General features: G+C 70.7%; 11 protein-coding genes. 7 read left to right on the top strand and 4 right to left on the bottom strand.

Annotation, left to right across the window (positions count from 1 at the left end):
• The first annotated feature begins 190 nt into the window (after positions 1–190).
• On the top strand, positions 191–547 hold the full coding sequence (gene erpA / locus AC07FY_RS02605; RefSeq protein WP_030010511.1) for an iron-sulfur cluster insertion protein ErpA: 357 nt from the start codon (positions 191–193) through the stop codon (positions 545–547).
• 100 nt (positions 548–647) lie between these two features.
• On the opposite strand, the gene AC07FY_RS02610 is transcribed toward erpA, so the two are convergent.
• Both AC07FY_RS02610 and AC07FY_RS02615 read right to left on the bottom strand, forming a co-directional pair.
• Positions 648–2123, bottom strand: coding sequence for a hypothetical protein (locus AC07FY_RS02610; RefSeq protein WP_478999373.1), 1476 nt, complete (start codon positions 2121–2123; stop codon positions 648–650).
• A 72-nt stretch (positions 2124–2195) separates the two neighbouring features.
• Positions 2196–2444 (bottom strand): hypothetical protein, encoded by a 249-nt coding sequence (locus AC07FY_RS02615; protein ID WP_478999375.1) that lies wholly within the window; start codon positions 2442–2444, stop codon positions 2196–2198.
• A 133-nt stretch (positions 2445–2577) separates the two neighbouring features.
• On the opposite strand from AC07FY_RS02615, the gene AC07FY_RS02620 reads away from it, so the two are divergent.
• A complete protein-coding gene (locus tag AC07FY_RS02620) occupies positions 2578–3552 on the top strand; it encodes a carbohydrate kinase family protein (protein WP_478999377.1) in 975 nt (324 codons plus the stop codon).
• 70 nt (positions 3553–3622) lie between these two features.
• Here the strand turns inward: AC07FY_RS02620 and AC07FY_RS02625 are convergent, their stop codons facing one another.
• On the bottom strand, positions 3623–5014 hold the full coding sequence (locus AC07FY_RS02625) for an aminotransferase class V-fold PLP-dependent enzyme (RefSeq protein WP_478999379.1): 1392 nt from the start codon (positions 5012–5014) through the stop codon (positions 3623–3625).
• A gap of 283 nt (positions 5015–5297) precedes the next feature.
• Between AC07FY_RS02625 and ctaC the strand changes: the two genes are divergently transcribed.
• From ctaC to AC07FY_RS02645, 4 genes are all read left to right on the top strand, one after another.
• Positions 5298–6269, top strand: coding sequence for an aa3-type cytochrome oxidase subunit II (gene ctaC / locus AC07FY_RS02630; RefSeq protein WP_478999381.1), 972 nt, complete (start codon positions 5298–5300; stop codon positions 6267–6269).
• The gene (gene ctaD, locus AC07FY_RS02635; RefSeq protein ID WP_478999383.1) at positions 6266–7996 is read left to right on the top strand and encodes an aa3-type cytochrome oxidase subunit I; all 1731 of its coding nucleotides are present in this window, start codon (positions 6266–6268) and stop codon (positions 7994–7996) included. Before ctaC ends, ctaD begins: the two co-directional genes overlap by 4 nt.
• Positions 7993–8391, top strand: coding sequence for a cytochrome c oxidase subunit 4 (locus AC07FY_RS02640; protein WP_362596884.1), 399 nt, complete (start codon positions 7993–7995; stop codon positions 8389–8391). Before ctaD ends, AC07FY_RS02640 begins: the two co-directional genes overlap by 4 nt.
• Positions 8392–8508: 117 nt before the next feature.
• Positions 8509–9753, top strand: a complete 1245-nt coding sequence (locus AC07FY_RS02645) for a L,D-transpeptidase (RefSeq protein WP_478999385.1) — start codon at positions 8509–8511, stop codon at positions 9751–9753.
• 101 nt (positions 9754–9854) lie between these two features.
• Here the strand turns inward: AC07FY_RS02645 and AC07FY_RS02650 are convergent, their stop codons facing one another.
• Positions 9855–10259 (bottom strand): hypothetical protein, encoded by a 405-nt coding sequence (locus AC07FY_RS02650; protein WP_478999387.1) that lies wholly within the window; start codon positions 10257–10259, stop codon positions 9855–9857.
• A 199-nt stretch (positions 10260–10458) separates the two neighbouring features.
• Between AC07FY_RS02650 and ctaE the strand changes: the two genes are divergently transcribed.
• Positions 10459–11079 (top strand): aa3-type cytochrome oxidase subunit III, encoded by a 621-nt coding sequence (gene ctaE / locus AC07FY_RS02655; RefSeq protein WP_478999389.1) that lies wholly within the window; start codon positions 10459–10461, stop codon positions 11077–11079.
• The last annotated feature ends 75 nt before the right edge of the window (positions 11080–11154 follow it).

An 11154-nucleotide genomic window follows, 5' to 3' on the forward strand; every position in this document is an offset into this window, starting at 1 on the left:
GTGTCAATGTGACGCATCACCCCGTCGCCGCACAGCGGCCCGCCCGATCCGCGATGTGCGAGCATGAATATCTGAAACAAGCGTCGGGTCCCGGAATGAATCCGCGGTCCCGCTCGTTGCCACCGACGGCAAGAGTCCGACGTTTCCCTGCCTCCCGGCGGGGAGCCGCCCACTTCGGGAGTGAATGCAGATGTCCGTACAGGACGACAAGACCACTGTGAGCGACGGCATCCTCCTGTCCGACGCCGCCGCCGAGAAGGTCAGGACCCTGCTGGAGCAGGAAGGCCGCGATGACCTGGCGCTCCGCGTCGCCGTCCAGCCCGGCGGCTGCTCCGGCCTGCGCTACCAGCTCTTCTTCGACGAGCGCTCCCTCGACGGCGACGTCGTGAAGGACTTCGACGGTGTGAAGGTCGTCACCGACCGGATGAGCTCCCCGTACCTGCACGGTGCCTCCATCGACTTCGTCGACACCATCGAGAAGCAGGGCTTCACGATCGACAACCCGAACGCCACGGGCTCCTGCGCCTGCGGCGACTCGTTCAGCTAGACCCCGAACGAGCACGAGGGCCCGCCCCCGGCCGCGCAGGCGACCGGGGGCGGGCCCTCGTGCGTGTCCGGCGGACGACCGGGCTGCCGGAAGACCGCCGCTACTGCCGCGGGAGCGGCTTGCCCGTGCCCGTGTCCACGACCGCGCGCCCGCCCAGCGGCTTCTCGAGCGCCACCGTGACCGACATCTCCTGCGCCAGCATGATGCAGGCCTGCCCCGGCTGGTGCGGCGTGTCCGTGATCTTCACCATGACCGACTCGGCGGACTCCCGGGCCGACGCCGCGTAGCTGCTGCACGGGCTGCCCCAGAAGTTGACCGTCAGCTTCCGGTCGGCCTCCGCGTAGGAGAACCCGGGCACGGTCCGGCCGTCCTTGGGCCCGGGCGTCGGTGCGCCGGCGCCGTCCCCGGCGGCAGCGGCCGGCTCGGCCACCGTGTGGCCGGGGGCGCCGCCCTTGCCCGCCACCTCGAACAGCCAGGCCGGGACGAGCCCGCGCGCCCCGTCGACCGTCCCGGCGGCCAGGCCCAGCACGGCCCCCTTGACCGTCTCCGTACGCGGCGGCTTCATCGGCCGCGGCTCCGGATTGCACGGCGGCGTGTCCGTGGCCTCCACCGGGTGGTCCGGATCCAGCGGGACCGAGGTCGCGCAGCCGCTCGGGCCGGTGCCGGAGCCCTCCGTTCCGCCCGACCTCGCGTTCAGCCGCGCCAGCGCCTCCACCGCCCCGACCACCGGCTGGTCGGCTGCCCGGACCGGCGCCGACAGCTCGCCGCCGCCCGCCACCACCGAGCCGTCACCGCCGACGCTCACCTTGGTGGACCAGCCCTGCGTGGGCAGCCCGCCGACGACCGGGTCCGCACTCACCACCCGTACCGGGCCCTGGGTGAGCCGGGCGTCCAGCGCGGCCCCGTCCTGGCCGGCCGCGGCCAGCACCCGGCGGGCCGCCGCCTTCGCGTCCTCCTCGGAGACCGGCCCGCCGGAGCCCGCACTGCCCGCGCCCGGCGCGCCCGGCTCGGCGCCGCCCGCGTCGCGGGGCAGGGTGGCGGGGCCGCAGGTGTCCCTGCCGCGGACGCAGTCGTCGCCGCCCCCGGTGCCCCCGCCCGCCTGGTAGCGGTTGAAGTTCCAGGTGCCCGGGGCCGTACGGGTCACCGTGAGCCGGGGCCCGGCCCCGTCGGCGGCCTCCCCGGCCAGCCAGACGTCCCCGTTCAGCCGCGGCGTGCCGGGCACGCCCAGGGCCGCCGCGAGGCGGGCCACCTCCGCCGAGGAGACCTCCCCGGCGGCCTTGAAGGAGGGCGCGGACGCCGGAGCGTCCGGCAGCCGCACCTCGGCCCGGTAGACCACGCCCCCACCGGACGGATCGGGTTCACCGGGTGCGATCCCGGGCCCCGTCGGTTCGCCCGCGCCCCGCGGAGCCGAGGCCGCGGTGCGCTCCGCGGCGGTTCCCGCGCCGTCGCCGTGGGCGGTGGACGCCCAGTACGCCGTCCCGCCGCCGGCCAGCAGGACGGCGGCCGCGATCGAGCCGACGGCCCAGGCCGGCCGCCGTCGTGTGCCGCGTGATGTGCCGGGTTGTTCGCTGGTCACCGCATCGCTCCTTCACCTGTCCGTCCTGCCTGATGCGGATGGGACGGAACAGGGGCGCAACCGGTTCCCGCCCTACTGGTCCCCGTACGCGGCGGTCGACGCGATCAGGCGCGCCGAAGCCGGGGGCACGCTGATCCCGTGGATCTGCGAGGGCGCCACGCGGGCCGGCCGGGGAGCCGCGTCCGCCGCCCAGTGCGGGGCCATGCGCGCGCAGTCGCCCAGCAACCCGTCCCAGCCGGGCCGCCGTGCGCCGTCCGCGCCGCGTCCCTCCGGGGTGTGGTCGGAGTACTCGCGGTAGCCGTAACCGTCGGTAGAGGTCATGAAGGCACCGTAGGCACCCTGCCCCGCGGGAAGAAAGACCTACTACGGGGTAGTTCCGTCCGGTCGGCGCGGGGCCGTCCACCGGGTAGTTTTGACTGTCCCCCCTTGCCGTCCTCCGCAGGAGCGTCACGCCGTGCGCATCGCAGTCACCGGCTCCATCGCCACCGACCACCTCATGACCTTCCCCGGCCGTTTCGCCGACCAGCTGGTCGCGGACCAGCTGCACACGGTCTCCCTCTCCTTCCTCGTCGACAACCTCGACGTCCGGCGGGGCGGTGTCGGCCCGAACATCTGCTTCGGCATGGGGCAGCTCGGCAGCCGCCCGATCCTGGTCGGCGCCGCCGGCTACGACTTCGACGAGTACCGGGCCTGGCTCGACCGGCACGGCGTCGACACCGAGTCCGTCCGCATCTCCGAGGTGCTGCACACCGCGCGCTTCGTCTGCACCACGGACGCCGACCACAACCAGATCGGCTCCTTCTACACGGGCGCGATGAGCGAGGCCCGCCTGATCGAGCTGAAGGCCGTCGCCGACCGCGTGGGCGGGCTCGACCTGGTCCTGATCGGCGCGGACGACCCCGAGGCGATGCTGCGCCACACCGAGGAGTGCCGGACGCGGGGCATCCCCTTCGCCGCCGACTTCTCCCAGCAGATCGCCCGCATGGACGGCGAGAACATCCGCACCCTGATGGAGGGCGCGACCTACCTCTTCTCCAACGAGTACGAGAAGGGCCTCATCGAGTCCAAGTCCGGCTGGACGGACGCGGAGATCCTGGCGAAGGTCGGCACGCGGGTGACGACCCTGGGCTCCAGCGGCGTCCGCATCGAGCGGGCCGGCGAGGAGCCCGTCGTGGTCGGCTGCCCGGAGGAGAACGCCAAGGTCGACCCGACGGGCGTCGGCGACGCGTTCCGCGCGGGCTTCCTGACCGGGCTCGGCTGGGGCGTCGGCCTGGAGCGCGCCGCGCAGGTGGGCTGCATGCTGGCCACGCTCGTGATCGAGACCCTGGGCACGCAGGAGTACACCCTGGCCCGGGCCCACTTCATGGAGCGCTTCACCAAGGCGTACGGCGACGAGGCCGCGGCCGAGGTCCGGTCCTACCTGTCGTAGCCGGCGCACCCCGCCCGGGGCGGAGCCGCCGCACGGCGCTCCGCTCCCGGGCCCCGGGACGACGGCGGGCTCAGACGAGGCGGCGGACGGTGTGGGCGGTGCCCGCGGGGCGCTCGGACTCGCCGAGGTAGGCGTGGCCGCGCATCGAGCACCACGCCGGGATGTCCAGCCGGGCGACCTCGTCGTCGGAGACGACCGTGACCGTGCCCCCCACCGGCACCCGCCCGATCGCCGCGGCCAACTCGATCACCGGCTGCGGACACCGCAGCCCCAGCGCGTCCAGTTCCAGGTCCCGCGGTCCCGTCCCGGGCTCCGGGTCCGCCGGGGCGGCCGGGGCCGCGCCCAGCCGCTCGCGCACCCCGGAGACCGCCCCCGGCAGCACCTCCAGGAACCCGTTGACCTCCTCCGCCGTGGTCCCCGGCGGCAGCGACACCCGTACGTTGCCCTCCGACAGCGCCCCCATGGCCCGCAGCACATGACTGGGGGTCAGGGTCGAACTGGTGCAGGAGGAGCCCGAGGAGACCGAGTAGCCGGCCCGGTCCAGTTCGTGCAGCAGGCTCTCGCCGTCGACGTACAGGCAGGAGAAGGTGACCAGGTGCGGCAGCCGGTGGTCCGGATGGCCGACCACCTCCACGTCCGGGACCAGCCGCACCACCCGCCGCCGGATCCGGTCCACCAGGATCCGCAGCCGGGCCGCCTCCGCCCCGGCCTCGGCCCGCACGGCCCGCAGGGACGCCGCCGCCGCCACGATCGCGGGCAGGTTGCCGAAGCCGGGGGAGCGGCCGGACTCCCGTTCGTCCGCCGGGTGTCGGGCGGAGAACCGGACGCCCTTGCGCACCGCCAGCAGCCCCACCCCGGGCGGGCCGCCCCACTTGTGCGCGCTGCCGGCCAGCACCGACCAGGCCCCCTCCACCGGCCCCCACGCGAGCGACTGCGCCGCGTCCACCAGCAGCGGCACCCCCGCCTGCGCGCACACCCCGGCCACCTCCGCCACCGGCTGGACCGTGCCCACCTCGTGGTTGGCGGACTGCAGGCACGCCAGCGCGGTCGCCGGACCCACGGCCTGCGCGTAGCCGGCGGCCGTCACCGCGCCGTACCGGTCGACCGGGACCTCGGTGACGGTGCCCCCGGCGTCCTCGTGCGCCTGCGCCGCGTGCAGCACGGAACTGTGTTCGACCGCCGAGAGGACCAGATGGCCGCCCACGCGCCGGCGGCCCGCGAGGACCCCCGCGATCCCCGTGTGAACCGCGTGCGTCCCCGAAGGAGTGAACACCAGCTCGTCGGGCCGGCAGCCCACGGCCTCCGCCGCCGCCTCCCGCGCCGCGTCCAGCAGCAGCCGGGCCCGCCTGCCCTCCCGGTACAGGCGGGCGGGGTCGGCCCAGCCCTCGTCCAGCGCGGCCAGCAGGGCCTGCCGGGCCACGGGGTGCAGCGGGGCGGCGGAGGCGGTGTCGAAGTACGGCATACGCGCACGCTAACCGGCGGCCGGGAGAGACCGAGGTCAGGGGCCGTCAGATGGCTCCATGTGGCCGCCGTCCGGGGTCACTCGCAGCATCCCCCGGACGGCGGATCCATCCCTTCGGGGGCAGTAGCGGCGCGTTGGGCACCCTCCCCGCGCGACCCCAAATAGCGTCCAGTAGGGTTTGGTCCGCATAAACATCCAAACCCCTGCCTGCGTCAGGGCCGGCGACCGACCCGAACACGGCCGCGGCCGGCCGCGCGGGCCGAGACTCTCGGGAAGGCGCTACGTGAGTCCCTACGGCTCCGACCGCTCGCCGCGGCGCCCGATGCGGCGGAAGCTGCTGCAGGCGCTGACTGCGGGCGCGGTCCTGGCGACCGCCACTGGTTGCTCGCTTAACTGGCAAGACTTTCCCCGCCTCGGAATGCCGACTCCGGTCACCGAGGAGGCGCCGCGCATCCTCTCCCTGTGGCAGGGATCCTGGGCGGCCGCGCTGATCACGGGCATCCTGGTCTGGGGCCTGATCATCTGGAGTGTCATCTTCCACCGGCGCAGCCGGACGAAGGTGGAGGTCCCCCCGCAGACCCGGTACAACATGCCCATCGAGGCGCTGTACACCGTGGTCCCGCTCATCATCGTCTCGGTGCTCTTCTACTTCACCGCGCGTGACGAGTCGAAGCTGCTCGCCCTCTCGAAGCCGACGCACACGATCAACGTGATCGGCTTCCAGTGGAGCTGGGGCTTCAACTACATCGAGGACGTCGACGGCAACACGGCGAGCCCGAAGGCGGGTGAGGTCCCGAAGGAGCTCGCCTCCCTCCCGGACCGCTACACCAAGGACTTCCCGGCGGGCGCCGAAGGCGTCTACCAGAAGGGCGTTCCGGGCGACCGGAACCCGCAGACCGGGAACCCGGGCCCGACCCTGGTCCTGCCCAAGGGCGAGAAGGTCCGCTTCATCCTGTCGTCCAACGACGTCATCCACTCCTTCTGGGTGGTGCCCTTCCTGTTCAAGCAGGACGTCATCCCGGGTTACACCAACGTCTTCGAGGTCACCCCGAGCCAAGAGGGCACCTTCATGGGCAAGTGCGCCGAGCTCTGCGGCGTCGACCACTCCCGGATGCTCTTCAACGTCAAGGTGGTCTCGCCCGAGAAGTACCGGGCGCACCTGAAGGAGCTGGCCGAGAAGGGCCAGACCGGCTTCCTGCCCGCCGGCATCCAGCAGACCGACCCGGCCCGGAATGCGGAAGTGAACAAACTGTGAGCATCCTCAACGAATCCCAGGGTGCCGCCGCAGCCGACTCGTACGAGAACGAGCTGCCGGTACGGCGCAAGCAGCCGGGCAACGTGGTCGTGAAGTGGCTCACCACCACCGACCACAAGACCATCGGCACGATGTACCTGGTCACCTCGTTCGTGTTCTTCCTCATCGGCGGCCTGCTGGCGCTCTTCATGCGCGCCGAGCTGGCCCGTCCGGGCACGCAGATCATGTCGAACGAGCAGTTCAACCAGGCGTTCACCATGCATGGCACGATCATGCTGCTGATGTTCGCCACCCCGCTCTTCGCGGGCTTCGCGAACTGGATCATGCCGCTGCAGATCGGCGCGCCCGACGTGGCGTTCCCGCGGCTGAACATGTTCGCGTACTGGCTGTACCTCTTCGGCTCGACCATCGCGGTGGCCGGTTTCGTGACGCCGAACGGCGCCGCCGACTTCGGTTGGTTCGCCTACTCCCCGCTGTCGGACGCGGTCCGCTCGCCGGGCATCGGCGCCGACATGTGGATCATGGGTCTGGCCTTCTCGGGCTTCGGCACGATCCTCGGCTCGGTCAACTTCATCACCACGATCATCTGCATGCGCGCTCCCGGCATGACGATGTTCCGCATGCCGATCTTCACCTGGAACGTGCTGCTGACCGGTGTCCTGGTCCTGCTCGCCTTCCCGGTGCTGGCCGCGGCGCTCTTCGCGCTGGAGGCCGACCGCAAGTTCGGCTCGCACATCTTCGACGCCGCGAACGGCGGAGCGCTGCTGTGGCAGCACCTCTTCTGGTTCTTCGGGCATCCGGAGGTGTACATCATCGCGTTGCCGTTCTTCGGCATCGTCTCCGAGATCATCCCGGTCTTCTCGCGCAAGCCGATGTTCGGCTACATCGGCCTGATCGCCGCGACGATCGCGATCGCCGGCCTCTCGGTGACCGTGTGGGCCCACCACATGTACGTCACCGGCGGTGTGCTGCTGCCGTTCTTCTCCTTCATGACCTTCCTGATCGCGGTACCGACCGGTGTGAAGTTCTTCAACTGGATCGGCACCATGTGGAAGGGCTCGCTGTCCTTCGAGACCCCGATGCTCTGGACGATCGGCTTCCTGGTCACCTTCACCTTCGGTGGCCTGACCGGCGTCATCCTGGCCTCGCCCCCGATGGACTTCCACGTCTCCGACTCGTACTTCGTCGTCGCGCACTTCCACTACGTCGTCTTCGGCACCGTGGTCTTCGCGATGTTCGCCGGCTTCCACTTCTGGTGGCCGAAGTTCACGGGCAAGATGCTGGACGAGCGCCTGGGCAAGATCACCTTCTGGACGCTGTTCATCGGCTTCCACGGCACGTTCCTGGTGCAGCACTGGCTGGGCGCCGAGGGCATGCCGCGCCGTTACGCGGACTACCTCGCCGCCGACGGGTTCACCGCGCTGAACACGATCTCCACGATCAGCTCGTTCCTGCTCGGCATGTCGATGCTGCCCTTCATGTACAACGTCTGGAAGACGGCGAAGTACGGCAAGAAGATCGACGTCGACGACCCGTGGGGCTACGGCCGTTCGCTCGAATGGGCGACCTCCTGCCCGCCGCCGCGGCACAACTTCCTCACCCTGCCGCGGATCCGTTCCGAGTCCCCGGCGTTCGACCTGCACCACCCGGAGATCGCGGCCCTCGACCACCTCGAGGACCACGCCGGGCGTGAGGCCGTCACCAGCGGCAAGGAGGCCGGCAAGTGAAGATCCAGGGCAAGATGTTCCTCTGGCTCTCCTTCTTCATCCTGATCATGGCCGTCGTGTACGGCGTGTGGTCGAAGGAGCCCGTCGGCACCACCGCGCTCTTCCTGGCCTTCGGCCTGAGCGTCATGATCGGCTACTACCTGGCCTTCACGGCCAAGCGCGTCGACGAGATGGCCCAGGACAACCTGGAGGCCGACGTCGCCGACGAGGCCGGCGAGCTGGGCTTCTTCGCCCCGCACAGCTGGCAGCCGCTCTCGCTGGGCATCGGTGGCGCGCTCGCGTTCATGGGCGTCATCTTCGGCTGGTGGCTCATGTACTTCTCGGCCCCGATCATCATGATCGGCCTGTGGGGCTGGGTGTACGAGTACTACCGCGGTGAGAACCAGAACCAGTAGCGAGACCTGCGACACGCGGTGCACCAGGGGCCCGGACACCTCTTCGGAGGAGTCCGGGCCCCTCATTTGCAGTCACCCCGCGCGCCGTAATTGTCATATCTTCATAGCGTTGGCTCCATGAAGCACTCACCGCGTCTTTGGACGGTACTCAGCTGCTCCCTGCTGGTCGCGTCCCTCGGGGCCGGCGCCACCGCATGCGGGTCCGGCGACAACCCGCTGTCAGCCCGTCCGTACGACGCGGGTGGGCACATCGCCTTCAACCAGGCCGCCGGCAGCCGCCCGATCGACCCGGGCAAGCCCCTCGAGATCACGACGAAGGGGGGCGAGTCACGGATCACCGACGTCACCGTCGTGGACACCCACGGGCGCCGCCTGGCGGGCGAACTGTCCGCCAAGGGCGACCGCTGGCACAACACGGTGTCCATGGCCGCGGGCGTCCGCTACACGGTCACGGTCAGCACCGAGAACGCCGACGGCGCCCCGGGGCAGCGCACGCTCTCGTTCGAGACGACCCCGGCCAAAGGCGTCCTGAAGGTCGAATTCGGGCCGGAGGAGGGCAAGTACGGCGTCGGACAGCCCCTCACGGCCGAACTCAGCGAGCCCGTCAAGGACAAGGCCGCCCGCGGCGTCATCGAACGGGGCCTGATCGTCGACGCCCCCGCCGGCGTCGAGGGCGCCTGGCACTGGGTCGACGACAAGAAGCTCCACTACCGGCCCAAGGAGTACTGGCCCGCCCACAGCGAGGTCTCCGTACGGAGCAACCTGGAGGGCGTCAGGATCCACGACAGCCTCTACGGGGCCGCGGCCAAGCCGCTGAAGCTGCAGATCGGCGACCGCGTCGAGGTCACCACCGACGCCGCGTCCCACTGGTTGACCTTCAAGCGCAACGGGGAAGTGGTCAACTCCATCCCGGTCACCACCGGCAAGCCCGGCTTCTCCACCCGCAACGGCAAAAAGGTCGTGCTCGGCAAGCAGTACTACGTGCAGATGCGCGGGGACACCGTCGGCATCGGCGGCAGCGAGTACTACAACCTGCCCGTCTACTACGCCACGCGCGTCACCTGGAGTGGTGAATACGTCCACGCCGCGCCGTGGTCCGTCGGCTCGCACGGCTATGCGAACGTCAGCCACGGCTGCACCGGCATGAGCACCGGCAACGCCGCCTGGTTCTACGAGAACATCACCGAGGGCGATGTCGTCGAGGTGATCAACAGCATCGGCGACGACATGGACATCTTCGGCAACGGCTTCGGCGACTGGAACATGGACTGGAAGGACTGGCGCCAGGGCAGCGCCCTCCTCAAGGGCACCGAGGAAGGCCGGAGCCCCGTCGACCAGGCCCGTCTGCGGCCCACCGTCTGACCCGGGCCCACCGGCCCGCCCCCCGACCCCGCCCCGGCCCGCCGGCGGGCCCGCGGAACCCCGTGGGCCCGCGGACGCCCCGCCGGGCGGCCGACGCGCGGTCAGGCCGCCGAGGAGGACAGCCGGGAGCGCAGCAGGGCCGCCAGGGCGGCCGGGAACTCCACCGGGTCCACCGGAAGGGTGACGGCGGCGTCCGCTCGGCTCCACGTGGCCAGCCAGGCGTCCTGGGGGCGCCCCATCAGCAGCAGCACCGGCGGGCACCGGAAGATCTCGTCCTTGATCTGCCGGCACACGCCCATGCCCCCGGCCGGGACGGCCTCGCCGTCCAGGACGCACAGGTCCACGCCGCCCGCGTCCAGCTCGCTCAGGACCGCCGGCAGCGTCGCGCACTCCAGGAACTCCACCGGCGGCAGGTCCGCGGCCGGCCTGCGCCCTGCCGCCAGCCGCACCTGCTCCCGGGTGCCCGCGTCATCGCTGTAGACCAGAACCCGCGCAGTCGCCCGCATTTCGTTCCTCCACGTGTCACGTGAATCACGTTGATGTTGCGCGGGATGCTACTCCTCCCGCTGCGCCGTCAACATCGCTTCGACCACCCTCGCACGAGACGCTCATTGGCTCATCTGATGGGCCGTTCGGGCCTTGCACACGCCCCGGACACTCCGAACGGCACCCCCCGGGGTGAGGGCGGGATAAGCGACCGACATAATGTCGGTCGTGGCGACAGCAACGACAGTAGATACCGGGCACGCGCACCCGACGGTCAACCGGCCGAACCTCGTCAGCGTCGGAACCATCATCTGGTTGAGTTCCGAGCTGATGTTCTTCGCGGCCCTCTTCGCGATGTACTTCACCCTGCGATCCGTGACGGGCGCCGAGTACTGGACAGAACAGGCCGCGAGCCTGAACCTGCCCTTCTCGGCGACGAACACGACGATCCTGGTGCTCTCCTCGCTCACCTGCCAGCTCGGCGTGTTCGCCGCCGAGCGCGGTGACGTGAAGAAGCTCCGGACGTGGTTCATCATCACGTTCGTCATGGGTGCGATCTTCATTGGCGGCCAGGTGTTCGAGTACACCGAGCTGGTCAAGCACGAAGGCATGAGCCTCTCGTCCGGTCCGTACGGCTCGGTCTTCTACCTGACCACCGGGTTCCACGGTCTGCACGTGACGGGCGGTCTCATCGCCTTCCTGCTGGTCCTCGGCCGGACGTACGCGGCCAAGAGGTTCACCCACGAACAGGCCACGTCGGCCATCGTCGTGTCCTACTACTGGCACTTCGTCGATGTCGTCTGGATCGGCCTCTTCGCGACGATCTACCTGATCAAGTAGCGAAAACGTCACCGGGCGCGACCCGGCACTCCATCCAGACACACCGACGCAGAAGATCCTGACACCGGGGTAATC

It is taken from the genome of Streptomyces sp. NPDC045967 (assembly GCF_056430495.1).

Coding starts and splice junctions, on each gene's coding strand:
- erpA (WP_030010511.1), top strand. CDS start 191: ATGTCCGTACAGGACGACAAGACCACTGTGAGCGACGGCATCCTCCTG.
- AC07FY_RS02615 (WP_478999375.1), bottom strand. CDS start 2,444: ATGACCTCTACCGACGGTTACGGCTACCGCGAGTACTCCGACCACACC.
- AC07FY_RS02625 (WP_478999379.1), bottom strand. CDS start 5,014: ATGCCGTACTTCGACACCGCCTCCGCCGCCCCGCTGCACCCCGTGGCC.
- AC07FY_RS02645 (WP_478999385.1), top strand. CDS start 8,509: ATGAAGCACTCACCGCGTCTTTGGACGGTACTCAGCTGCTCCCTGCTG.
- AC07FY_RS02650 (WP_478999387.1), bottom strand. CDS start 10,259: ATGCGGGCGACTGCGCGGGTTCTGGTCTACAGCGATGACGCGGGCACC.
- ctaE (WP_478999389.1), top strand. CDS start 10,459: ATGTCGGTCGTGGCGACAGCAACGACAGTAGATACCGGGCACGCGCAC.